The following is a 22,917-nucleotide window of genomic DNA, read 5'->3' as shown; positions in this document are numbered from 1 at the left end:
CATCAGGGGATCAGCGGGTCCGGTGGCGGGGTGTGACCCTGCAACTGGTTCCCGAACCCCAGCTGCAGGGCCTTCTGCCACTCCAGCGCCCAGCTGCGCATCCTGGTCAGGAATGTTCTGGCCTCGGGGTAGGGTGACAGCGCATCCCTGGACCAGACGGGAATGGGGGCAAGCAGCTGGTGGGTCTGCTGGTCCAGTGGTGGAATCAGCGTGTCCACAAGGCCAACCTGGGCCTGACCATCCGTCGTGGTAGCGACGTGTCGCCATTGGACAGCCAGAAACAGGGGGGGGATGGGCGTGACGCCGAGGGCCTGCAAGCGGGCGATGGACTGGTTGATGAGTGGATTGGTGCTGACATCATTGCCCTGTATCACCACAGTACCAGAGCCGATGCAGTCTTCTCCTGCTGGAGAGACCGGCAGGCTGTGATTGAGGAAGTTGCGGTCATCATGGCAGATGCCCGTCACGTTCCCAGCCCGGTCCAGAGCAATGGGCTGCTGGGTTGCCTGGGCGATGATGAGGCCGGTAATGGCCCCCTGATGTGTACGGACAAGAGCCAGAAAAGAGAGGGGGGACTCGTTGCTGATCTGGGCGGAGAGAATGGGGTGCCACTCTCCTTTGGGTAGAGGAATGGTATGGCCACCCAGGATAACACGATCCCGTACAATCTCAGACATGCTGGGATATTGCAGATGCACCGGCATCGGCCCGGAGGGTGCGTTGTCAGCATCGCCCGGGCCGCTGTCTGCATGAGCTGAATCGTGAGGAGCGTGCGTTGCTGCCGGCGCCATGCCGGGGAGCCAGGGAGCCTGTTTTTTCAGCCAGGGGGTTGGGAAAAAGGCTGCCATCACCAGCCCGCCAAGCCCGATCATGAAGGAGAGGCGCCACAGGGGGGCCTGCTTCCAGAGGGAGATGCAGGTACGGAGGAGATGCTTCACAGGCTGGCCTTGTTCATTCTTTCCTGAGGCTCTTCGCTTGTTTCAGCCCGGATGCGTCCTTCTCCTTCCATGACGAGGTGGACATGGGTGCGTCCCTGCTGGCGGGCCGTGATGAGGCTGTCGCTGATCATGTCTTCAATGGATCGGAGAATATCCCGGGCACTGGCCATGCTGCCCAGTTTCTGCTGGCGCTGAAGGATTTCGAAGAGAAGGGCAGGGTCGATGCCACCGGCTTCAACATTCAGCCCGTAGCCACGGATCATCTGCTCGATTTCCAGAGCAGCCACACGGGCGAGGTCCAGCCCCCGCAGCGCACGGAACACGAAGATGCGGTCCAGCCTGTTCAGGACCTCCGGCGCAAACCCGGCCCGACGCAGGGCTTCGGTCGATTCGGCCCGCATTTTCTCGGGCTCGTCAGCCAGCCTGTCCGCAATGGCGCTGAGAGCATCCGTGGCAATGTTTGATGTCAGAACAAAGATGGCCCGTGTGGTTGGTACCAGCTCGTTGGTGGAGGCTTCCGTTACATGGCCGTCATTCCAGGCCGTAAGGAATTTCTTGAAGACGTCCGGGTGGGCCTTTTCGATCTCATCCAGCAGGACGACGGCATCGGGATTTTCCTTCAGGCCACCTGTCAGCCGCCCGAACGTGTCAGACCCAACATAGCCTTTGGGAGAGCCGAAAAGCTGTGTGGCAGCATGCGGGCTGGACATCTGGGTCATGTCGAAATGCAGCAGCGGGCGTTCCGTCTGGTTGGCAATCTGCTTGGCCAGATAGGTCTTGCCGGTACCGGGCGGCCCAGCAAGGAGGAAGACCCCGACGGGACGGTCACGGTTCTGGAGAGCCAGCCGACGGCGCAGCTGCTGGGCAATATCCTCGCAGACCTGGTCCTGCCCGATGACACGGGCACGCAGGGCAGCGGCCAGCTCCTCAGCATTGATGGCACTCTCACGCTGCTGGCGTGCCAGCATTTCCTCCAGAGCGGTGCGGTTGGTCAGACGGCTGAGAACATCCATGAGAAGACTCTTTCTGTGGCGCAGGCCACGGCGGGCCAGACGGTCGGACGAGAGACAGTAGAACACCCCGGCAAGAGAGAGGGCAAGCCCGGCGATCCCGGCGGGAAGATAGCCGGGGCGGGCCCAGTTGGCAGCAACGAGCAGCGCATGCAGCAGCGCCGTGGGGGAGAGATGGACCATGAGAGCCAGCTGGACAGCCGCCAGTATCAGGAAGGCCGCCATCATCAGGGGCATCATGCGGGAGAGCCAGGGGATCAGGGATTTCATCATGGGCTTCTGCATCCTGCCGGGAGGGGAACCCCCTGTTTTCACTGGCAGGCCGGGATGGGGTCAAGTCCTTTTCCTGACAGCTACTGGACAACCACCGGGATGGCGAAGGAAGGGTTGGCAGGGGTAAGGGGAGGCAGGACCACGACATTATGGAACATGTCCAGCGTTGCAATGGATACGGGGCCCATGCCTGCTGGACTGGTGCGTGTCAGTGTGACGATGCCTTCCCGGGCGATGGGGAGCAGCACGGCCTGTGCTCTGGGGCCGAGGATGATCTGCTGGCTGATGCCACTGCTGCTTACGGTCAGCATCTGTCCCGCATGGCCTGCCGCATCGGCCAGGGGGAGGGCTGCCAGCCGGATGCGGTTGTCCTTGAGTGCGGCCAGAAGGGCAGGTTTCTGCTGGGCAGGGATTGTGCTGCGGGCAATGGCCCGGGCTGCATCATCTGGGGGAAGCATGGAGAGCGGGAGTGAGCCTGCCGCCATGGGAATGGCCTGTTCCGCCGCCTGGGGTTGTGGTGTTGGCTGGGCGGCATCGTGCGGAGATGGCTGGCCATGCCATGCCAGAAGGGCGCCCCCCAGTCCCACAACGGCCGCAACCACGGCCACGGGGCGCCAGAGAGGCTGTTTCTGTGGTTCGGGAGAGGGGGAAGGCTGGTTCATGGCTGTCATTTCGCATCACCATATACCATAAGGGCAGGAAGGCAGAATGGCGTTTCTTTCATCTTTTCCCTGTCGAGCAGTTGCGGGCTGGAAGTGCTTGCATTGGGTGTGGCTCTGTCGTATCAGGGAGATGTTTTCACTTTCCGCTCTTTTGGGGGGTGGCCCTGACGGGCCGCCTTTTTTGTTTTGGATCATTTTTCCACATCGTCGGACCAGTCCGGTCCATCCGCTCCGTTTCATGAGGGTGAAAGCTCCCATGGTATCCGCCGTCTGAGCGGGCTGGAAGCACGCATTGCGGACAGGATTGCCCCGACTCTGGCCGACATGGGGTACGAGCTGGTACGCCTCTCGGTTCTCGGGCATGAGACACCGACCGTCCAGGTCATGGCCGACCGTGCCGATGGCTCGCTCATCAGTGTTGATGACTGCGAGCAGATCAGCCACGCAGTGGGCGCTGTGCTGGATGTGGATGACCCGATACCAGGGGCATGGATGCTGGAGGTTTCCTCTGCCGGGATCGACCGTCCGTTGACCCGGGCGAAGGACTGGGAACGTTTTGCCGGGCATCTGGCCAAGGTGGAGCTGGAGGTTCCGCTGGATGGTCGCAAGCGTTTTGCCGGTATTGTCCTTGGCGAGCGTGACGGGCTTGGCCTGCTTCGTCTGGATGACGGGCAGGAAGTGGCCCTGCCGCTGGATGACATGCGCAAGGCACGGCTGGTCCTGACGGATGAGCTGATTGAGGCAAGTGCTGCGCTGGCAGGCGTGGCGCAGGAAGACGAAGCCGAGGCCGATGGCAGGACCCGCCGGGCGCCAAAGCTGAAACCCAAAAAGCCGGGGAAGAAAAACTGATGACCCGTCTTATGCTGGTTGGAGGTCCGATCTGATGGACACATCTGTTACCCGTCCTGAGCTGCTTCTGGTCGCTGATGCGGTCTCAAGGGAAAAGAATATTGATCGTGAGCAGGTGCTCGAAGCCATGGAGCAGGCCATCCAGAAGGCTGGCCGTGCGAAATATGGGCATGAGAAGGACATCCGTGCCACGATCGACCGCAAGACGGGAGAGGTCCGGCTGAGCCGCTGGACGGAAGCCGTCGAGGTTGTGGAAAATGAGGATGCCCAGATTCCCCTGAAGATCGCCCGGAAATTCCGGCCTGAGATCCAGGAAGGTGAGTTTATCGTCGATCCTCTGCCGCCGATCGATTTCGGCCGTATTGCGGCGCAGACAGCCAAACAGGTGATCGTCCAGCGTGTGCGTGAGTATGAGCGCAAACGCCAGTATGACGAGTTCAAGGACCGTGTGGGTGAGATCATCAACGGGACGCTCAAGCAGACCGAATACGGCAACCTTATGGTGGAGCTGGGCGGTCAGGCCGAAGGGCTGCTGCGTCGTGACGAAATGATCCCCCGTGAGGAGTTCCGCAACTCCGACCGCATTCGCGCCTACATTTACGATGTGCGTGACGAGCCCCGCGGGCCGCAGATTTTCCTCTCCCGTACCCATCCGGGCTTCCTGGCCAAACTGTTTGCGCAGGAAGTGCCGGAAATCTATGACGGGATCATCGAGATCAAGGCCGTGGCCCGTGATCCGGGTTCCCGTGCCAAGATGGCTGTCGAGTCCCGTGATGCCTCCATCGATCCGGTCGGTGCCTGCGTGGGTATGCGTGGGTCCCGTGTGCAGGCTGTTGTGGCGGAACTTCAGGGGGAGAAGATCGACATCATCCCCTGGAGTCCCCATGCGGCTACCTTCGTGGTGAATGCCCTGGCGCCTGCTGAGGTGACCAAGGTGGTGATGGATGAGGATGCCGGCCGGGTCGAGGTCGTGGTGCCGGATGAGCAGCTCTCACTGGCCATTGGTCGGCGTGGGCAGAATGTTCGCCTTGCCAGCCAGCTGACCCGCTGGGACATCGACATCCTGACCGAAGCTGAGGAATCGGAACGCCGTCAGGAAGAGTTCCGCAAGCGGACCAGCCAGTTCGTCAATGAGCTGGATGTGGACGACGTCATTGCTGGACTGCTGGTAACTGAGGGCTATCATACCATCGAGGACCTGGCCTATGCCGACCCGGCAGAGCTGCACGACATTGAAGGTTTCGATGAGGCAGTGGCCGAAGAGCTGATGAACCGTGCCAACAATTATCTGGCCAGTCGTGAGCAGGCGCTGGATGAGCGGCGTCGTGAGCTGGGTGTCAGTGATGATCTGGTCAATCTTGGTGTCTTCTCCCTCCAGGTTCTGGTTGAACTCGGGGAGAAGGGGATCAGGACGCTGGATGACCTGGCCGACCTCGCTGCCGATGAGCTGATCGAGCTTCTGGGTGGTGATGAGCCACTTGAGGAAGCCGAGGCTAATGAGATCATCATGGCCGCTCGTGCCCACTGGTTTGAGGGTGACGAGGGAGCTGGTGAAGGAGACTCGGGTCACGACTGAGGATCATATCCCCGATGTGGATGATGGCCCGTCCGGGCGGGGGCGTCGTGCCTCATCCCGGCGGCGCTGTCTGATCAGCCGCACACATGGTGAGCCGTGTCACATGATACGGTTTGTCGTCGGGCCCGATGGCCAGATCGTGGCGGACCTTGCCGCCCGGCTGCCCGGGCGTGGCATGTGGGTGCAGGCGGACAGGGCTGTTCTGGAAGATGGACAGCTGGCTCGGGCCTTCTCCCGGGCGGCGCGGCAGAAGGTGGACGTGCCTGTGGGGCTTGTGGAGTCTCTCAGGGATGGTTTGGCAAAGCGCCTTCTGGATGGTATCAGTCTGGGCCGACGCGCTGGTGAGGCGGTCTGTGGGTTCCAGAAGTGTCGGGAACGGATCGTTGCTGGCAGAGTCGGGGTTGTCATTTGTGCAGCAGGTGCGAGCCAGGATGAGGTGGCCCGTCTGCTGTCAGGCCAGCGGGAGCTGCCGGTGGTCTGGGTGCCGGGGGATATCCTGGCAGCGTCCTTCGGGAGGGAGCGTGCGGTTTATGCCGTGATGGCTCCTGGCGCTCTGGCAGAGCGGCTGAAGGCAGAATATAAGAGATTTGCGGGGGTGGCCGAAGGCACGCTCCCGGGCCCTGATACGGTAGGGCAGTAAGGAACAGGCAGAAATTATGAGCGACGGCAACGAGCGCAACCAGAACGGAACTCCAAAGGGGACCACCCCAAAAGAAGGGCAGGGCAAGAGCTCCGGCCGCCTGTCCCTGCGTCCGGCAGGACGCAAGGACGTGGGGCGGACCGTAGAGGCTGGCTCTGTAAGACAGAGCTTCAGCCATGGGCGCTCCAAGGAGGTCCGGGTTGAAGTGCGCAAGCCCAAGAGAAGCGGGGCCGCAGGGGGGCGTGGCGGTCGTGCCACGGCTGGTGTCCGTGGCCTGACGGCTTCCGAGCAGGAAAAGCGCCAGCGCGTTTTGGCTGAGGCCGCCGCAGAGGCTGCCCGGCGTGAGGCAGAAGAGGAAGCCCGCCGGGAAGCCGAGAAGATCCGTATCCGTTCCGCTGCTGAGGAAGAGGCCCGGCAGAAGGCTGAGGCCGAAAGCCGTCGTGCCCAGGAAGAGGAAGAGGCCCGGAGCCGTGCGGCCGAGGAAGAAGTTCGCAAGAAGGCCGAAGTTGCAGCCCGTCGCCAGGAAGCTGAACGGAAGGTGCCGCCGCCGCTGACGGGTTCCACGACCGGGGGTGTGCAGCTGGCCGAGCCGACCAAGCGTCTGCGTCCGCTGGCCGAGCGGGCCATCATGCCGAGCCGCCCGCTGAATACGGCGGCGTCTTCACGGGCTTCTTCAGCCCGTTCCAGCAATGACGCCAGCGAGACGCTGCACCTGCGGGGACGCACTGGGGCCGTGGGAGGTGCCGATGACGAGGGAGCAGGGCCTTCCCGTCGTGGCGGTGCCGGTGGCGCCCGGCGTTCTTCTCCGTCGTCCCGCCGTTCTTCGCCCCGCCGCAGCGGGGGGGGTGGTCAGGACCGTCGGTCAGGCCGTATTGACGTCCGTGCCGCCATTGAAGGTGATGACGGCAAGACCCGTTCGCTGGCTTCCGTCCGGCGTCAGCGTGACCGCGAGCGCCGTCAGGCCGAGCTGGAGCGCCTGCGTTCCGATCAGGTTCGTGTCGTGCGTGACGTGACCGTGCCGGAAACCATCACCGTGGGTGAACTGGCCAACCGTATGGCTGCCCGTCAGGGCGAGGTCATCAAGATGCTGATGAAGATGGGCGTCATGGCAACGGCTGCTCAGAGCATCGATGGTGATACGGCCGAGCTTGTCGTGAGTGAATTCGGCCATCGCATCAAGCGTGTGGCAGACAGTGACGTTGAGCTGGGCATCGAGGGCATTGAGGACAAGCCGGAAGACATGAAGCCCCGTCCGCCGGTCGTGACGGTGATGGGCCATGTAGACCATGGCAAGACCTCCCTGCTGGATGCCCTGCGCACGACAGACGTGGCTCATGGCGAGGCTGGTGGGATCACCCAGCATATCGGTGCCTATCAGGTAACCGTGGCTTCCGGTCAGAAGGTAACCTTCATCGATACACCGGGCCATGAAGCCTTCACCTCCATGCGTGCCCGTGGCGCTTCCGTGACGGACATTGTCGTTCTGGTGGTGGCTGCTGATGATGGTGTGATGCCGCAGACGATTGAGGCCATCAAACATGCCAAGGCTGCCAATGCGCCGATCATCGTGGCCATCAACAAGATGGACAAGCCTGGCGCCAATCCGGACCGTGTCCGCAATGAGCTGCTGAACCATGAGATCGTGGTGGAGAGCATGGGTGGCGACACGCAGGAGGTGGAGGTCTCCGCCCTCAAGCGTGATGGTCTTGACCGTCTGCTGGAAGCCATCCTGCTTCAGGCCGAGATTCTTGACCTGAAGGCGAATCCGAACCGGATTGCCGAGGGTGCCGTCATCGAGAGCCGCCTGGATCGTGGCCGTGGTTCCGTGGCAACGGTGCTGGTCCAGAAAGGGACGCTCAACCGGACGGACATCGTGGTGGCCGGAGCCCATTGGGGTCGTGTCCGTGCGCTGCTTGATGATCATGGCAAGCAGATCAAGAAGGCTGGACCGTCCGTGCCGGTCGAGATTCTGGGCATGAGCGGGGTGCCGGATGCCGGTGCGCCGTTTGTGGTTGTCGATAGCGAGAACCGTGCCCGTGAGATCAGCGAGTTCCGCCAGCGCAAGGCCCGGGAGAAGGCCACCGCCATGCAGGTTGCTGCCCGTGGTACGCTGGACCAGATGCTGGCCCGCATCCAGGCTGGTGAGCAGAAGGAAGTGGCCCTGATCGTCAAGGCGGACGTGCAGGGTTCTGCCGAAGCCATTCAGGCAACGGTGGAGAAGCTCTCCCATGAGGAAGTGGCCGTACGGGTGCTGAATGCCAGCGTTGGTCAGATCACCGAAAGTGACGTGCAGCTGGCCAAGGCGTCCAATGCTGTCATCATTGCTTTCAATGTGCGGGCTACCGTTCAGGCCCGTGAGCTGGCCCAGCGTGATGGTGTGGACATCCGCTACTATTCCATCATCTATCAGGTCTCTGATGATGTGGAGAAGCTGGTCAAAGGACGTATCGCACCGAAGCATCGGGAGAAGTTCCTTGGTTATGCAGAGATCCGTCAGGTCTTCAACATTACCAAGGTCGGCAAGGTTGCCGGGTGCTACGTCACCGAGGGTGTTGTCAAACGTGGCTGTGGCGTACGCCTGCTGCGTGACAACGTCGTCATTCATGAGGGTGAGCTGAGCCAGCTGAAACGCTTCAAGGATGATGTCCGTGAAGTGGCTCATAATTATGAATGCGGCCTTTCCTTCGCCGGTTACAATGACCTGCGGGAAGGTGATGTGGTTGAATGCTATGAGATGGAAGAGATCCCGGCTTGAAGACGCGGCCTTCCTTTGACCTCCTCGGGCCGGCGGGTGAAAGCGCCGTCGGCCCAAGCACCCGCCAGCTGCGTGTAGCTGAAGAGGTCCGCCATGTTCTCGCAGAACTGTTTGCCAGAACGGAGTTCCGCGACCCGGAACTCTATGGTGTGACCATCACGGTAACGGAGGTCCGTATTTCACCGGACCTGCGCCATGCAACGGTGTTCGTCACACGTCTGGGGCGAGATGATGTTGAGGCTGTCCTGCCAGCTCTGAAGCGTGTGGCCTCTTTCCTGCGGAAACGTCTTTCCACGGCCCTGCGTCTGAGGACAGTGCCGGAGCTGCATTTTCAGCCTGATACGTCTCTGGAGCATGCGATGGAAGTGGAGAGCATCCTGCGCTCGCCAGAGGTCCAGCGGGACCTGCACCGTGACCAGGCTTTGGATGATGAAGACTGAGGCCGGGCCAGAATACTGATGGCACGCAAGAGAGGCAGGGACATTCATGGCTGGCTGATTCTGGACAAGCCATTGGGGCCGAGTTCCACAACGATGGTCAACCGGCTGCTGCGTTTTTTTGATGGACGCAAGGCCGGCCACGGCGGGACTCTGGATCCTCTGGCGTCAGGTGTTCTGCCGATCGCCTTTGGCAAGGCAACCAGCACCATTCCGTACATCATGGATGCAACCAAACGGTATCGGTTTACCCTCTCTTTTGGTGAAAGCCGGACGACGGATGACCGGGAGGGTGATGTTCTTGCAACGTCCGATGTCCGGCCATCGGATGAAGATATCAGGGCCGTATTGCCTTCGCTTTGCGGGGATGTGATGCAGGTGCCTCCAGTTTTTTCGGCTCTTCGTGTCGGTGGGCAGCGGGCTTACGATCTGGCCCGGGCGGGGCGTCCGCCGGAACTTCCCCCCCGTCCTGCTCGAATCGATTCGATTACTCTCGTGGACCGCCCCGATGCCGATACGGCCGTTTTTGACGTCCAGTCAGGCAAGGGGGTTTATATGCGGTCGCTTGCGCGGGATATTGCTCTGGCCTGTGGTACTGTGGGGCATATCTCTGTTCTGCGGCGCACAAAATGCGGGCCGTTTGATCTTTCCCATGCTTGTTCAGCAGAACAGTTAGGGCTGGACAAAACGGACGAAACTAGAGACAAGGCATGTGTTCTTCCGGTTCCTCTGCTGGAGGCGGCGACCGCGCTGGTCGACATCCCGGCGCTGGCCGTCACGAAAGCGGAAGGAAAATCCCTGATCTGTGGGCAGGCTGTCACGCTGGCCCATCTTGAGGGGGGCGTGCCTGATGGGGTGGAGACTGTTCCACTCTGGCGGGTCATGATCGGGGAGCATGTCATCGGGCTGTGCCGGGTTGCCGAAGGGCGGTTGCGGGCAGTCAGAATGTTGGAAAATCATTTGTTTTTTGGAGAACAGGATGTCGATTACAGCTGAACGTCGCAGCCAGCTTATCGCTGAATACCGTCGTGCCGAAGGTGATACGGGCTCCCCGGAAGTGCAGGTCGCCCTGCTGACCGAGCGCATCGTGAACCTGACCGAGCACATGAAGAGCCACAACAAGGACTTCCACTCCCGTCGTGGTCTGCTGATGCTGGTCGGTCGCCGTCGTGCGCTGCTGGATTATCTGAAGCGCAAGAGCGAAGAGCGCTACAAGACTCTGATCGAACGTCTCGGCCTGCGCCGCTGATTTTCGACCTTTCTCCGGGGGAGAGGTCTCCCCCGGATTTGGGCCCGGGTTGAGCTGCCAGAAAACGCTTTTCCGGCGTTTCAGGCCACATGGTGTCATGACGCGTCTGGTGCGTCATCCTCGCCATGCCGTCCGAAACGCTGTTTGTAGTCTGGTACCGGTCGGGCCGTGATTATTGCTTCCGGAGGAAGACAGAATGTTTGACAATTATTTCCGCAAAGAAATTGAATGGGCCGGCCGTCCGCTGGTGCTTGAGACGGGCAAGATTGCCCGTCAGGCTGATGGGGCCGTTGTGGTCACCTATGGTGATACGGTCGTGCTCTGTACTGCCGTTGGTGCCAAGACTGTGAAGCCGGGGCAGGATTTCTTTCCGCTGACCGTGAACTATCAGGAGAAGGCCTACGCTGCAGGCAAGATTCCCGGCGGGTTCTTCAAGCGGGAAGGCCGCCCGTCCGAGCATGAGGTGCTGTCCTCCCGTCTGATCGACCGGCCGATCCGTCCGCTTTTCCCGGACAATTTCCGGAACGAGGTTCAGGTCGTTGCCACGGTCCTCAGCCATGACATGGAAAATGATCCGGCCCTGGTGGCTCTGATTGGCTGTTCCGCAGCGCTGACACTGTCCGGTATTCCCTTCTTCGGTCCGGTTGGGGCTGCCCGTATCGGTCACATTGATGGCAAGTTTGTTGTCAATCCGACCCTCAGCCAGGTGAAGGACAGTGCGCTGGACCTCGTGGTGGCCGGTACGTCCGAGGGTGTGCTGATGGTTGAGTCCGAGGCGCAGGAGCTCTCCGAGGATGAGATGCTCGAGGCTGTCATGCTGGGTCATACGGCTTTCCAGCCGGTGATTGATGCGATCATCGACCTCGCAGAATCGGCTGCCCGTGCCCCGTGGGACCTGCCGGAGGTCTCCAAGGAAGAGGTCGCCCTGCGCAAGCGTGTGGACAAGGTGGGCAACAAGCTGATTGCCGAGGCCTACAAGGAACGCCACAAGCAGGCCCGCGTGGAGAAGGTCGCCGCAGCTCGCGAGAAGATCGTGGCCACCCTTGAGGAGGAAGGCTTTGATGCCGAGCTGGCCAAGCCGATGATCAAGGATCTGGAGGCACAGGTTGTCCGTGGCACCATCCTGAAAACGGGCATCCGCATCGATGGCCGTGACACGAAGACGGTGCGTCCCATCATGGCTGAGGTTGGTGTGCTGCCCCGCTCTCATGGGTCTGCCCTTTTTACCCGTGGCGAGACGCAGGCGCTGGTTGTCGCCACCTTGGGGACAGGTCAGGATGAGCAGGTGATTGATGCGCTGGAGGGGGAATACCGGTCCCGCTTCATGCTGCATTACAACTTCCCGCCGTTCTCCGTTGGTGAGTGTGGCCGCATGGGGTCTCCGGGCCGTCGTGAGATCGGACATGGCAAGCTGGCATGGCGTGCCATCAATCCGCTCCTGCCGTCCAAGGAAGATTTTCCGTATACGCTGCGTGTCGTTTCCGAAATTACGGAAAGCAACGGCTCTTCCTCCATGGCTACGGTTTGTGGAACGTCCCTGTCCCTGATGGATGCCGGCGTACCCATGCCGCGCCCGGTGGCTGGCATTGCCATGGGCCTTATCAAGGAAGAGCGTGGCCATGCTGTCCTGACAGATATTCTTGGGGATGAGGATCACCTTGGGGATATGGACTTCAAGGTTGCTGGTACGTCCGAGGGTGTGACCGCTCTCCAGATGGACATCAAGATCACTTCCATCACGCCGGAAATCATGAAGGTGGCGCTGGAGCAGGCCCGTGAAGGCCGTCTGCACATTCTTGGTGAAATGAGCAAGGCCCTCTCCGAGGGACGCTCCGACGTGGCTGGCAATGCACCGAAGATCACGACCATGACCGTTCCTGTTGCGAAGATCCGTGATGTGATCGGATCGGGCGGCAAGGTCATTCGTGAGATTTGTGAATATTCTGGCGCCAAGGTTGATATCGGGGATGACGGCGTCATCAAGATTGCTGCCGCCAGTGATGAGCAGGCCCAGAAGGCCATCAGCCGCATTGAGGGCATCGTGGCGGAACCGGAGATGGGACGCATCTACGATGGGAAGGTTGTCAAGACGGCCGACTTCGGTGCGTTCGTGAACTTCCTTGGCCCCAAGGATGGTCTGGTTCATATTTCCGAACTGACGGATGGGCGGGTCGCCAAGACAACGGATGTTGTCAAGCAGGGTGATGCCGTCAAGGTCAAGGTCATTGGTTTTGATGATCGTGGCAAGGTGAAGCTTTCCATGCGTGTCGTGGACCAGGAGACTGGTGCGGACATTACGGAGAGCGTTGGCGCAAAGCCGGGTCGCCCTCGTCGTGATGCGGAGTAAGGATGTGTGAGGGGAGCCCAGGCTCCCTTTGCATGAGTGAGTTTTGTGATTGAGTAGTGGGGACATCTGGCCTCTATGAAGTCGATCAATGCCGTCCGTTTTGGTGGTCAGGAGGTTCTGCCCCTGGTCGAAGGGGGCAAAGGTGTTTCTGTCTCCAATGGTGTGTCTGCGGGTCATTGGGCTGCGGCAGGTGGGGTCGGAACGCTCTCTGCTGTCAATGCGGACAGTTATGACGAGCAGGGCAATCCTGTTCCGCAGGTCTATCATGGCCGGACACGCCGGGAGCGGCAGGCCGAGCTGGTGCGCTATGCCATAGAAGGGGGTATCGCACAGGCACGGATAGCCCGGGACATTTCCGGTGGCCGTGGCCGTGTTCATGCCAATTTCATGTGGGAAATGGGCGCCGCCGAGGAAGTCATCACCGGGATACTGGAAGGTGCTCCCGGGTTGATCCAGGGGCTGACCTGTGGCGCAGGGATGCCCTACCGGCTGGCTGAAATTGCGGCGCAGTTCGGGATACATTACTACCCGATCGTCTCATCCGGCCGTGCATTCAGTGCGCTCTGGAAGCGCTCCTATGTGCGTTTTTCCGAGCTGCTGGGCGGTGTTGTCTATGAGGACCCCTGGCGGGCCGGCGGTCATAATGGCCTCTCGAATACGGAAAACCCTCTGAAACCGGAGGAGCCCTACCACCGTGTGGCAGCCCTGCGGAAGGTCATGAATGGTTTTGGCCTTCAGCATGTGCCCATCATCATGGCTGGTGGTGTCTGGCATCTGGAAGAGTGGAGTGACTGGCTGGACAACCCCGAGATCGGGCTGATTGCCTTCCAGTTCGGTACCCGCCCCTTGTTGACGCAGGAAAGCCCTGTCCCGGATGCGTGGAAGCAGCTGCTGCTGACGCTGAAGGAGGGTGATGTCTATCTGAACCGTTTCTCTCCGACGGGTTTTTATTCATCGGCCGTGAAAAATGGTTTCCTGCGGGAGCTGTATGAGCGGTCCGAGCGACAGATTGCTTTCCGTGCGGCAGCAGAGGCCGAGTTTGATACGCCCATCTGTCTGGGCGGGCGAGGACGGGAGGTTTTTGTCCGGGCTGATGATGCCGAGAAGGTGAATCGCTGGAAGGCCGCCGGGTATACCCAGCCCATGCGGACGCCGGATGATACTGTGGTATTCGAGACGCTGGAGACGGCCCGGCAGGTTCTGGCTGATCAGGCGGCCTGCATGGGGTGCCTTTCCCAGTGCCGTTTCTCCAACTGGAGCCAGAAGGGCCCGACCTTCAGCACAGGCCAGCGGGCGGATCCCCGTTCTTTCTGTATTCAGAAGACCCTTCAGACGATCTCCCATTTGCAGGATGTCTCGCCAGAGGAGCAGAAAAAGATCGTGGACCACAATCTGGTCTTCGGTGGAACGAATGCGTGGCGCTTTGCCACAGACCCGTTCTACGCCAACGGGCATATTCCGACCGTCAAGGAGCTGGTCGATCGCATCATGACAGGGCGGTAAAACAGCCTCTGCCAGTCATGGACCATGGGAAGGTGCGGGTTTTTGGGCCCGCACCTTTTTTTGTGCCTGCTCTCACGGAAAAAGACGCTGTGTTGTCCAGTGCTGGCCATCCTGTGTACGGGTGAAGAGTACCCGGTCATGGAGGCGGAATGGCTTGTCCATCCAGAACTCCATGGAGGCCGGGGTGACGTGATAGCCATTCCAGTATGGTGGCCGGGGGATGGGCCCGATGGCGAAACGGGCCGTTTCTTTTGTCACGGCCTTCCAGAGGGCTTTGCGGCTGGCGATGGGGCGGGACTGCTGGCTGGCCCAGGCGCCGATGCGGCTCGCCCGGGGGCGGGAGTCGAAATAGGCGTCCGCATCTACGGCAGGAAGACGTGAGACCCGGCCCCGGATGCGGACCTGTCGGCGCAGGCTCTTCCAGTGGAAGAGCAGGGCCGCCTGCATGTTGCCTTCCAGTTCCCGTCCTTTGGCAGATTCGCTGTTCGTGTAGAAGATGAAACCTGTCTCATCAACGCCTTTCAGCAGCACCATGCGTGCATCGGGCAGGCCATGTTCATCAACCGTCGCCAGAGCCATTGCGTTGGGGTCATTGGGTTCCTTCGTGCCGGCCAGCGTCAGCCATTCATGAAAAAGCAGGAAAGGGTCTTCTCCGGTGATGGTCTGCTCATCATCCTGAAAGGCTGCCTCAATGGAGTCATCGGGGGTCTTGTGGGGCGTATCGTTCATGGTGGCGTGTCCTGTCACTGTAGCCATGTTGGCCCACCATCATGGGAGGGGCTGGGGGGGAATGTCCATAGGGGCTTGGCTGGGTATGATGTGCATCCCATATGAGGGAGAGAGGATCAGGACAGTCAGGGACGAGGGATGATGGAAGCGCTCCGGTTCATTTTTATGCTGACCCGTGATGACCGCACGGTGGACAATGCTCTGGAGGCTGTGGACATCGCCCTGCGGCTGGGCATCCGGCATGTTGGCTTCAAGGATATTGGTCTGCCCGTGGAGCAGTTGCGGATACTGGCGGACAGGATCCGTTCTGCTGGAGCGACTTCATACCTGGAAATCGTGTCACCGGACCGGGAGCGGGAGCTGGATTCCGTCAAGGCCGGGCTGTCCCTGGGGGTGGACTGCCTGATGGGAGGCACGCATGTGCCGGATGTGTTGCCTCTTCTGGCAGGGCATGACGTAGCTTACTACCCGTTTGCAGGGCATGTTGTGGGGCATCCAAGCGTGCTGAAAGGCTCACCGGAGGAAATAGCCCGCAATGCGGTGGAATGGGCAGCCCATCCCGCCGTGACGGGGCTGGACCTGCTGGCGTACCGGAATGACGGGAATGTCCCGGAGGTCATCCGGGCCAGCTGTGCAGCTGTAAAGAAACCCGTGATTGTGGCAGGGTCCATCAGCACGCCGGAACAGATCAGGACGGTCCGGCAAGCCGGGGCGGCGGGGTTCACCGTGGGGACATCGGCTCTGGAAGGGACATTTCCCGCCGAAAGCAGTGGTCTGGAAGATCAGCTCCGGGCCGTGATGGCCTGCTGTTCCTGACCGTTACAGAAGGCCCAGCTCGGACAGCTGGTTGCGGAGGGAGGCCGGCAGGGAACTGATCCCGTCATCGGGGAGATCAGCGGCCCCCTGACCAAGATCGGGTGGAGCATCTTCCGGTTTGAAGTACCGCCAGCCCTGAAAAGGCCGCATGGGCCGTGGCTGGGTCGGTATGACCTCGTCCGAGACGAGGATCAGCGTGCCGGGATGGCCGTCATCCCGGGTGTAGCTGTCAAATCCGATGATGGGCTGCCGGCACATGATGAGACCGTTGATGACCCGGTAGATGGACCCGCCACCCTGCACGATTTCCTCAGCCCGTTTGGGCATGGTGCGGGTGCGCACGTAGGCTGTCCCCTTGTGGCGTTCCACCGCCACCCAGTCCCGCAGCATCTCGGGGGAGGTGCAGCCTACGATCAGCTTTATCATGTGGAGGGTGGGGGCTTTCTGTGCAGACATGGCGGGCATCACGCTGTGGATGATGGAAGGCTGCCCCTGTAGATGGGGTGCAGTCTGTTCTTTTCAAAGGTGGCGTTCAGAGAACAAGCTGGCCAAGCAGGGCTTCCAGCCGGAGACGGCCTTCATCCGTGGCCCGGAGGGTCTGGGCATCCTGTTCCAGATAGCCTTCCTCAAGACAGGCCTCCAGAATGACGGGGTCGAGGCAGTCTCGCAGCGGCAGGCCGGTCCGTCTGCTGAAATGGGCCGCATTGATGCCTTCCCGCAGGCGCAGCCCCATGAGCAGGGCTTCATGAGCCTTCATGTCCGGTGAGAGTGTTTCATCGTCCCTTGTGCCATGCCCATGTGTTTCCACACGCTCTGCCCAGGGTTCCGGGGCACGATGGCGGCGTGTGGCGTGGAGCTGGCCCCTGAAGGTCAGGCGGCTGTGGGCACCGGGGCCAATGCCCAGATAGTCGTCATAATGCCAGTAGGTGAGGTTGTGGCGGCTTTCGGCACCGGGGATGGCATAGTTGGAGATTTCATAGTCACGCAGGCCGAAACGGGCGGCTTCGTCACGGGTCATCATGTAGAGGGACGCCGCCAGATCATCCTCAGGCAGGACGAGGTTGCCCCGCCTGTGCTGGGCCTCGAATTTCGTGCCGGGTTCGATCGTCAGCTGGTAGAGTGAGAGGTGGTCTGCGGCCAGAGCCAGGGCCTGACGAAGTTCCGCACGCCATTTTTCTTCCGTCTGGCCGGGGCGGGCATAGATCAGGTCAAAGGAGAGGCGGGGGAAAATGCTGCGCCCCAGCTCCAGGGCCGCAATGGCCTGTCGTGCCGAATGTTGCCGCCCCAGAGCGGCCAGGTCGGTCTCATCAAGGCTCTGCACGCCGAGGGAAAGACGGTTGACGCCTGCCTCTGCAAAGGCACGGAACCTGTCGGCCTCCACACTGGTGGGGTTGGCCTCCAGAGTGATTTCGAGGTCATTCACGCTGGGGAAGAGGCGGCGGGCATCCTCGATCAGATGATGGACCGTCTCCGGCTGCATGAGGGAGGGCGTTCCCCCTCCGAAAAAGATCGAGACAAGCTGCCGGGGGGCGTCCTGAATCAGCCGTGTGGCTTCATGCTCCAGCTCGGTCCTCAGGGCGTTGGCGAAACGCTCCTGAGGGATGGTCTCCCGCACATGGGAGTTGAAATCACAGTACGGGCATTTGGCAAGGCAGAAAGGCCAGTGGATGTAGAGCGAAAGCGGAAGGGGCTGGTGGGCCACGATCAGATCGCGACCCGTACCCCGAACTCCATGACACGCTCCGGCGGAATCCGGAAGAACTCGGAAATCGACGTGGCATTGTTGAGGAGATAGAGGAACACCCACATCCGCCAGAGTGACATCTTCGGCACCTTGGAGCGGAAGACGAGGTCATGCGAGGTGAAATAGGACGCCTGAATGGGGTCGAAATCCATTTCTGTCATGCCAGCCAGTGTCAGGGGCAGGTTGGGCATCTCCATGAAGCCGTAACGGATGATGACCCGGCGGATGCCTGGTGCCAGTTCCTTGACAGTCATGCGCTGGTCGGGGTCCGCTTCCGGCTGGTCGAGCGTCTGCACGGTGACGAACAGGACTGTCTGGTGCAGGACCTTGTTGTGCCGCAGGTTGTAGAGCAGGGCATCCGGCACCATTTCCGGGTCCGAGGTCAGGAAGACGGCCAGACCGGGCACACGGATGGTGCGGGACTGGGTCAGCCGGGTGATGAAGGAGCCCATCGGCACGGCATCACGTTTTTTCGTGTTGCGGATGAGCTGGCGGCCACGTTGCCATGTGGTCATGATGAGTGTGCTGCCAACGGCGATGCTGAGCGGGACCCACCCTCCATCCGGAATCTTCATCACGTTGGAGGAGAAGAAGACGGCATCCATGATGAAGAAGAAGCCGAACACGGTCCCCACGGCATAGCTCTTCCACTGGAAGACACGGCGGAAGACCACCATGGCCAGCACACAGGTGCAGAGGAAGGTTCCTGTCACGGCGATGCCGTAGGCAGAAGCCAGGGCCGCAGAAGAGCGGAAGGCGATGACCAGCACGACGGACCCGAAGGCCAGCAGCCAGTTGAGGGACGGCAGGTAGATCTGCGCTTCCTCATGCGGGTTGGTGTGGATGATGCGTGTGCGGGGCAGGTAACCAAGCTGGATGAGCTGGCGGCAGAGGGAGAAACTGCCAGAGATGCCCGCTTGGCTGGCAATGATGGTGGCCATGGTCGCCAGCAGCAGCATGGGTATCTGCATCCAGTGCGGGGCCAGATAGTAGAAAGGATTGGCCAACGTGGTCGGGTTGTGGATGATGGAGGCAGCCTGCCCGAAATAGTTCAGCGTCAGGGCAGGCAGCACAAGGAAAAGCCATGCAAAGCGGATGGGTGTGCGCCCGAAATGGCCCATGTCGGCATAGAGGGCCTCCGCCCCGGTGACGGACAGCACGACCGATCCCAGCGCAATGAAGGACAGCTTGCCATGCGTGACGATGAAGCGGATGGCCTCCAGCGGGGACAGGGCCAGCAGCACACCCGGATGCAGCATGATCCCTCTTGCCCCCAGTATGGCGATGGTGAAGAACCATACCAGCATGATGGGCCCGAAAGCCCGGCCTATCTTGCCAGTGCCCAGAGCCTGGGCGGCAAACAGCCCCAGCAGGATGATGATGGCCGCCGGGATGATGAAGGCTGAAGCCTCCGGCACCGAGACCTCCACCCCTTCCACGGCGGAGAGGACGGAGATGGCTGGTGTGATGATACCATCCCCGAAGAACAGACAGGCCCCGGCAATGCCGATCAGCCCGAAGACCCAGCGGAAATAGTTGGATTTGCAGACACGCTGCGCCAGAGCCATGAGGGCGATGATGCCCCCCTCCTTGTTATGGTCGGCCCGCATGATGAGAATGACGTATTTGATGGTCACAACCAGCATCAGGGCCCAGAAGGTGAGGCTGGTCAGCCCGATGACTTCCCACGCATGGGCGGGGTGGGTTTCCGACCCGACATTGCGGATGGAGGATTGCAGGGCGTAGAGCGGGCTGGTCCCGATGTCGCCATATACGACACCCAGAGCGGCCAGCATGGCGCCAATGCCCTTGGGGTGGCTGTGCCCGCCGGGCTCCGGCGGCGGCGGTGCTGCCGTTGGCGTACCAACAGAGCTGGGATACCGGGCGTCAGAAGAAGATTCCTTGAGGGACACGCTATCCTGTTCAGACATGGTGAAACCATCCTGTATGACTGATAGACACCCATCCCCCGCAGGAAGACAGGCAGAAGTGCCCCCACGGAAGGAAGCACAGGCTGTAATGATTCTGGCTTCATGACAGTTTTTTTATGGGGAATGCAAGAGACAGCCCGAAAAAACTGTCATCTCTGTCATGCCGATATTACGGGGCGGGGCGGTCTCCAAAGATGGCCGTGCCGACACGGACAAGTGTTGCCCCCTCGGCGATGGCGGTCTCAAAGTCGGCCGACATGCCCATGGAGAGAGCGGGAAGGCCATGGCGGCGGTTCATCTCCGCCAGCCTGTGGAAGAAGGGGCGCGGGTCTTCGTTGGCGGGCGGGATGGCCATGAGACCTTTCACATGCTGGCCAAAACGGCGCAGGGCATCCTCGATGAACCGGTCCGCCTCCGAGGTGGCGATGCCGGATTTCTGCGGTTCATCACCAATGTTCACCTGCACGAACAGCTCAGGCAGGCGGCCCGTTTTCTGGGACGCCTTTTCCAGCGCCGTGCTGAGGGAGGGGCGGTCCAGACTTTCGATCACGTCGGCAAGGGCGCAGGCCTCGGTTGCCTTGTTGCTCTGGAGCGTGCCTATGAGATGCAGGCGGAGGTCCGGCCATTTTTCCCGCAGGGCAGGAAATTTGGCGGCGGCCTCCTGCACGCGGTTCTCCCCGAAAATGCGCTGTCCAGCTTCAAGGGCCTGCTGTACCGCACTTTGCGGATGGAACTTGCTGACGGCCACGAGGCTGACCGCCTCCGCCGGGCGGGCAGCCCTCTGGCAGGCGGCGCTGATGCGGGTCTGGATGCCTTCTAGGGCATGGGCGATGGTATGGTCTGTCATGATTGATGGATTGCAGCCCCTTTGGCGGGGAGGGTCAAGGGGGCGTGTAAAAACCATCTTGACTTTCCTGCCGCTGACTCCTGAAAACGGGCGCATGACAAATGCTTCTTCTCCCCGTCCAGCCCGTTCACACCCCAAGGGTGGCCGGGGGCGGCGGCCTGCTGCCCGCCCTGCCTCCATTTCCCGCCATGAAGACCCGGTGAGGGATCTGGCCTTCGACATCATCTGCGGTGTGGTGGAACATCGCCGGATGCTGGAAACCACGCTGGAGCGCAGCAGCTGCGAGGGGCGGGACCGTGCGGCGGCCCACCGTCTGGCGGCGGCCACGCTCCGCCATCTGGGCAGCATGACGGAGCTGCTCCAGCCGCTCCTCCGCCGCCAGCCGCCGGAGCCGGTCCGCTGTGCCCTGCTGCTGGGTGTGGCGCAGATCATCCATCTTCAGACACCCCCTCATGCGGCCGTGGGCACGATCGTGGACCTCCTGCACCGGCGTGGCCTGTCGCCTTTTGCCGGTCTGGCCAATGCCGTCCTGCGCCGTGTGGTGCGGGAGGCTGAAACGCTGAAGGAGGGGCTGGATGATGCCCGGCTGGATGTGCCGCACTGGCTCTGGAGTTCCTGGGGGCGGCGGGCACGGTCCATCACGCAGGGTTTCTATCAGGAAGCGCCGCTGGACCTGACCGTGAAGCCTGGTTATGAGGCCCCGGAAGGGGGCGAGCCCCTGCCGACGGGGACGGTCCGCTACCCGGCGGGCACGAAAATGGCAGACCTGCCGGGCTTTGCGGAAGGGCAGTTCTGGGCGCAGGACATGGCGGCGGCCATGCCGGTCCGGCTGATGGGCGACATGCGGGGGAAGCGGGTGGCCGACCTGTGCGCCGCACCGGGGGGCAAGACGGCCCAGCTGCTCTGTGCGGGTGCCGAGGTGATGGCCGTGGAGCGTGAGAAGCCCCGTGCCCAGAGGCTGAAGGAGAATCTGGCCCGCCTCCAGCTGAAGGCCGAGGTCATTGTGGGGGATGCCCTTCGCTGGCGTCCTTCCGAGCCGCTGGATGCCGTGCTGCTGGATGCGCCCTGCTCGGCCACGGGGACGCTGCGGCGTCACCCGGATGTCTTGTGGATCAAACGCCCCCGGGACATCACCACGCTGGCAGCGGGGCAGGACCGTTTCATTGATGCCGCCTATGACATGCTGAAGCCGGGCGGGATGCTGCTCTATGCCGTCTGTTCCCTTCAGGATGAGGAAGGTCCGCAGCGTATCGCTCACGCTCTGGAAGATGGCCGGTGGAAGCTGTCTCCTTTTACGGAGGATGAGCTGGCGGCTCTTCCCCGTGCCCGCACGGAGGAAGGGTACTTCCGTACCCATCCGGGCATGAACGTGGCACAGGGGGGCATGGATGGCTTCTTTGCCGCCCGGCTGATCCGCCGTTAGGAGCGGACCAGCCCGGGATGTCACATCCAGGGCGGGGTGGGCAGGTTCTTGCTGCGGAGGAAGTCCGGGTTGAAGAGCTTGGACTGGTATCGTGCCCCGCCATCGCTGAGGATGGTGACGATGGTATGCCCCGGCCCGAGACGGCGGGCCGTGCGGATGGCCGCAGCAATGTTGATGCCTGATGACCCGCCCACGGAGAGACCTTCTTTCATGGTGAGCTGGTAGATCTGTTCCAGAGCTTCGGCATCGGGGATGCGTTCGGCGTGATCGGGCGCACAGCCTTCCAGATTGGCCGTCACACGGGACTGGCCGATCCCTTCGGTGATGGAACTGCCGGTGATGCTGAGGTCATTGGTGGTCACCCAGCCATACAGGCCGGAGCCCTCCGGGTCGGCCAGGACGATTTCGGGAGATTTCCGGCCATCCCGCTGGGCCAGCTCCCGCAGGCCGAAGGCGATTCCTGCCAGTGTACCGCCGGACCCGCAGGAGCAGGTGAAGGCGTCGACCTTTCCGTCCAGCTGGGACCAGATTTCCGGGGCCGTGGTCGTGCGGTGGGCGTCCCGGTTGGCCGTGTTGTCGAACTGGTTGGCCCAGAAGGCCCCGGTTTCTTCGGCCAGACGGCGGGAGACATGCACGTAATTGCCGGGGTCCCGGTACGGCCTGGCGGGCACGAGGCGCAGGTCCGCTCCGATCATGCGGAGGAAGTCCAGCTTTTCCCGGCTCTGGGTTTCCGGCACGACGATGACGGCCTTGCAGCCCAGTGCATGGGCCACGAGCGTGATGCCGATGCCCGTGTTGCCTGCCGTGCCTTCCACGATCGTGCCGCCCTTGCTGAGGGCACCACGGGCAAAACCGTCCTGAATGATGGAAAGGGCCGCCCTGTCCTTGACGGACCCGCCGGGATTCATGAATTCCGCCTTGCCATAGATGGTGCAGCCCGTGATCTCGGAAGCATGATGCAGGCGGATGAGCGGGGTATTGCCAATGGCTTCCACCAGAGAGGGGCAGGGCAAGGCGTGAGGATGGGATGACAGATGTGACATATGTGCTTTGTTCCGGTGGATGGTGTGGGGCGAGGTCATGATGGCAGAGAGGGTATCATCATTATGTTCTACGTAAAATGGTGTGGAAGAATCATTATAACTATTTAAGATGGTTATAATACTCTCCCCGCCATTGAACTCTGGG

20 protein-coding genes are annotated in these 22,917 nt (G+C 61.5%); 11 read left to right on the top strand and 9 right to left on the bottom strand.

Annotation, left to right across the window (positions count from 1 at the left end; genetic code table 11):
- Positions 1-2: 2 nt before the first annotated feature.
- From CO583_RS04125 to CO583_RS04115, 3 genes are all read right to left on the bottom strand, one after another.
- Positions 3-938, bottom strand: a complete 936-nt coding sequence (locus tag CO583_RS04125) for a hypothetical protein (RefSeq protein WP_248630332.1) — start codon at positions 936-938, stop codon at positions 3-5.
- Positions 935-2,218: an AAA family ATPase gene (locus CO583_RS04120; protein WP_081563380.1), complete on the bottom strand. Its 1,284-nt coding sequence runs from the start codon at positions 2,216-2,218 to the stop codon at positions 935-937. The genes CO583_RS04125 and CO583_RS04120 overlap by 4 nt, the downstream gene beginning before the upstream one ends.
- Before the next feature lie 83 nt (positions 2,219-2,301).
- The gene (locus tag CO583_RS04115; RefSeq protein ID WP_248630333.1) at positions 2,302-2,883 is read right to left on the bottom strand and encodes a hypothetical protein; all 582 of its coding nucleotides are present in this window, start codon (positions 2,881-2,883) and stop codon (positions 2,302-2,304) included.
- A gap of 261 nt (positions 2,884-3,144) precedes the next feature.
- Here CO583_RS04115 and rimP point away from each other — a divergent pair, with 261 nt between their 5' ends.
- The 9 genes from rimP (at position 3,145) to CO583_RS04070 (ending at position 14,239) form a co-directional block, all read left to right on the top strand.
- The gene (rimP, locus tag CO583_RS04110) at positions 3,145-3,732 is read left to right on the top strand and encodes a ribosome maturation factor RimP (protein WP_081563379.1); all 588 of its coding nucleotides are present in this window, start codon (positions 3,145-3,147) and stop codon (positions 3,730-3,732) included.
- Positions 3,733-3,766: 34 nt separating this feature from the next.
- Positions 3,767-5,308 (top strand): transcription termination factor NusA, encoded by a 1,542-nt coding sequence (gene nusA / locus CO583_RS04105; protein WP_043560987.1) that lies wholly within the window; start codon positions 3,767-3,769, stop codon positions 5,306-5,308.
- Positions 5,283-5,948 (top strand): DUF448 domain-containing protein, encoded by a 666-nt coding sequence (locus tag CO583_RS04100; protein ID WP_227449778.1) that lies wholly within the window; start codon positions 5,283-5,285, stop codon positions 5,946-5,948. The genes nusA and CO583_RS04100 overlap by 26 nt, the downstream gene beginning before the upstream one ends.
- Before the next feature lie 16 nt (positions 5,949-5,964).
- Entirely contained in the window at positions 5,965-8,703 is a 2,739-nt protein-coding gene (infB, locus tag CO583_RS04095; RefSeq protein ID WP_154980974.1) for a translation initiation factor IF-2, read from the top strand.
- Complete coding sequence (gene rbfA / locus CO583_RS04090) at positions 8,700-9,143, top strand: 30S ribosome-binding factor RbfA (RefSeq protein ID WP_043560980.1); 444 nt, start codon at positions 8,700-8,702, stop codon at positions 9,141-9,143. The genes infB and rbfA overlap by 4 nt, the downstream gene beginning before the upstream one ends.
- 18 nt (positions 9,144-9,161) lie before the next feature.
- Positions 9,162-10,136 (top strand): tRNA pseudouridine(55) synthase TruB, encoded by a 975-nt coding sequence (gene truB, locus CO583_RS04085; RefSeq protein WP_043560977.1) that lies wholly within the window; start codon positions 9,162-9,164, stop codon positions 10,134-10,136.
- Positions 10,120-10,389: a 30S ribosomal protein S15 gene (gene rpsO, locus CO583_RS04080; protein ID WP_043560974.1), complete on the top strand. Its 270-nt coding sequence runs from the start codon at positions 10,120-10,122 to the stop codon at positions 10,387-10,389. Before truB ends, rpsO begins: the two co-directional genes overlap by 17 nt.
- Positions 10,390-10,585: 196 nt before the next feature.
- Entirely contained in the window at positions 10,586-12,736 is a 2,151-nt protein-coding gene (gene pnp, locus CO583_RS04075) for a polyribonucleotide nucleotidyltransferase (protein WP_081562601.1), read from the top strand.
- Positions 12,737-12,811: 75 nt separating this feature from the next.
- Entirely contained in the window at positions 12,812-14,239 is a 1,428-nt protein-coding gene (locus CO583_RS04070) for a nitronate monooxygenase family protein (protein WP_043560968.1), read from the top strand.
- Positions 14,240-14,311: 72 nt separating this feature from the next.
- Here the strand turns inward: CO583_RS04070 and pdxH are convergent, their stop codons facing one another.
- Positions 14,312-14,968 carry a pyridoxamine 5'-phosphate oxidase gene (gene pdxH, locus CO583_RS04065; protein WP_052349169.1) on the bottom strand — a complete coding sequence of 219 codons (657 nt, stop codon included), beginning with the start codon at positions 14,966-14,968 and terminating at the stop codon, positions 14,312-14,314.
- A 138-nt stretch (positions 14,969-15,106) separates the two neighbouring features.
- Between pdxH and CO583_RS04060 the strand changes: the two genes are divergently transcribed.
- A complete protein-coding gene (locus CO583_RS04060) occupies positions 15,107-15,784 on the top strand; it encodes a 4-hydroxythreonine-4-phosphate dehydrogenase (protein ID WP_232317267.1) in 678 nt (225 codons plus the stop codon).
- Positions 15,785-15,787: 3 nt separating this feature from the next.
- Here CO583_RS04060 and CO583_RS04055 read toward each other — a convergent pair whose 3' ends face one another.
- The 4 genes from CO583_RS04055 to CO583_RS04040 form a co-directional block, all read right to left on the bottom strand.
- On the bottom strand, positions 15,788-16,240 hold the full coding sequence (locus CO583_RS04055; RefSeq protein ID WP_043561650.1) for a DUF1489 family protein: 453 nt from the start codon (positions 16,238-16,240) through the stop codon (positions 15,788-15,790).
- 76 nt (positions 16,241-16,316) lie between these two features.
- A complete protein-coding gene (gene hemW / locus CO583_RS04050) occupies positions 16,317-17,486 on the bottom strand; it encodes a radical SAM family heme chaperone HemW (RefSeq protein ID WP_248630335.1) in 1,170 nt (389 codons plus the stop codon).
- A 2-nt stretch (positions 17,487-17,488) separates the two neighbouring features.
- Complete coding sequence (locus tag CO583_RS04045) at positions 17,489-19,459, bottom strand: potassium transporter Kup (RefSeq protein ID WP_043560963.1); 1,971 nt, start codon at positions 19,457-19,459, stop codon at positions 17,489-17,491.
- A gap of 169 nt (positions 19,460-19,628) precedes the next feature.
- Positions 19,629-20,306: a YggS family pyridoxal phosphate-dependent enzyme gene (locus tag CO583_RS04040; RefSeq protein WP_154980978.1), complete on the bottom strand. Its 678-nt coding sequence runs from the start codon at positions 20,304-20,306 to the stop codon at positions 19,629-19,631.
- Between the two features lie 94 nt (positions 20,307-20,400).
- Here CO583_RS04040 and CO583_RS04035 point away from each other — a divergent pair, with 94 nt between their 5' ends.
- Positions 20,401-21,729, top strand: a complete 1,329-nt coding sequence (locus CO583_RS04035; protein ID WP_248630336.1) for an RsmB/NOP family class I SAM-dependent RNA methyltransferase — start codon at positions 20,401-20,403, stop codon at positions 21,727-21,729.
- 20 nt (positions 21,730-21,749) lie between these two features.
- Here CO583_RS04035 and CO583_RS04030 read toward each other — a convergent pair whose 3' ends face one another.
- A complete protein-coding gene (locus CO583_RS04030) occupies positions 21,750-22,772 on the bottom strand; it encodes a cysteine synthase A (protein ID WP_249103179.1) in 1,023 nt (340 codons plus the stop codon).
- Between the last annotated feature and the right edge of the window lie 145 nt (positions 22,773-22,917).

This window comes from Parasaccharibacter sp. TMW2.1882 (genome assembly GCF_023337635.1).
In the GTDB taxonomy this organism is placed as follows: domain Bacteria; phylum Pseudomonadota; class Alphaproteobacteria; order Acetobacterales; family Acetobacteraceae; genus Bombella; species Bombella apis.
Note: the sequence above shows the minus strand (reverse complement) of the source record. Positions and strands in the feature narration are given on the sequence as shown.

Excerpts from the sequence above, each read along its gene's own strand:
- CO583_RS04120 (WP_081563380.1), bottom strand. The coding sequence starts at position 2,218 with ATGAAATCCCTGATCCCCTGGCTCTCCCGCATGATGCCCCTGATGATG.
- truB (WP_043560977.1), top strand. The coding sequence starts at position 9,162 with ATGGCACGCAAGAGAGGCAGGGACATTCATGGCTGGCTGATTCTGGAC.
- CO583_RS04060 (WP_232317267.1), top strand. The coding sequence starts at position 15,107 with ATGATGGAAGCGCTCCGGTTCATTTTTATGCTGACCCGTGATGACCGC.
- pnp (WP_081562601.1), top strand. The coding sequence starts at position 10,586 with ATGTTTGACAATTATTTCCGCAAAGAAATTGAATGGGCCGGCCGTCCG.
- CO583_RS04040 (WP_154980978.1), bottom strand. The coding sequence starts at position 20,306 with ATGACAGACCATACCATCGCCCATGCCCTAGAAGGCATCCAGACCCGC.
- CO583_RS04115 (WP_248630333.1), bottom strand. The coding sequence starts at position 2,883 with ATGAACCAGCCTTCCCCCTCTCCCGAACCACAGAAACAGCCTCTCTGG.
- pdxH (WP_052349169.1), bottom strand. The coding sequence starts at position 14,968 with ATGAACGATACGCCCCACAAGACCCCCGATGACTCCATTGAGGCAGCC.
- CO583_RS04045 (WP_043560963.1), bottom strand. The coding sequence starts at position 19,459 with ATGTCTGAACAGGATAGCGTGTCCCTCAAGGAATCTTCTTCTGACGCC.
- CO583_RS04055 (WP_043561650.1), bottom strand. The coding sequence starts at position 16,240 with ATGTCTGCACAGAAAGCCCCCACCCTCCACATGATAAAGCTGATCGTA.
- CO583_RS04030 (WP_249103179.1), bottom strand. The coding sequence starts at position 22,772 with ATGTCACATCTGTCATCCCATCCTCACGCCTTGCCCTGCCCCTCTCTG.
- infB (WP_154980974.1), top strand. The coding sequence starts at position 5,965 with ATGAGCGACGGCAACGAGCGCAACCAGAACGGAACTCCAAAGGGGACC.
- CO583_RS04035 (WP_248630336.1), top strand. The coding sequence starts at position 20,401 with ATGACAAATGCTTCTTCTCCCCGTCCAGCCCGTTCACACCCCAAGGGT.
- CO583_RS04070 (WP_043560968.1), top strand. The coding sequence starts at position 12,812 with ATGAAGTCGATCAATGCCGTCCGTTTTGGTGGTCAGGAGGTTCTGCCC.
- rpsO (WP_043560974.1), top strand. The coding sequence starts at position 10,120 with ATGTCGATTACAGCTGAACGTCGCAGCCAGCTTATCGCTGAATACCGT.
- nusA (WP_043560987.1), top strand. The coding sequence starts at position 3,767 with ATGGACACATCTGTTACCCGTCCTGAGCTGCTTCTGGTCGCTGATGCG.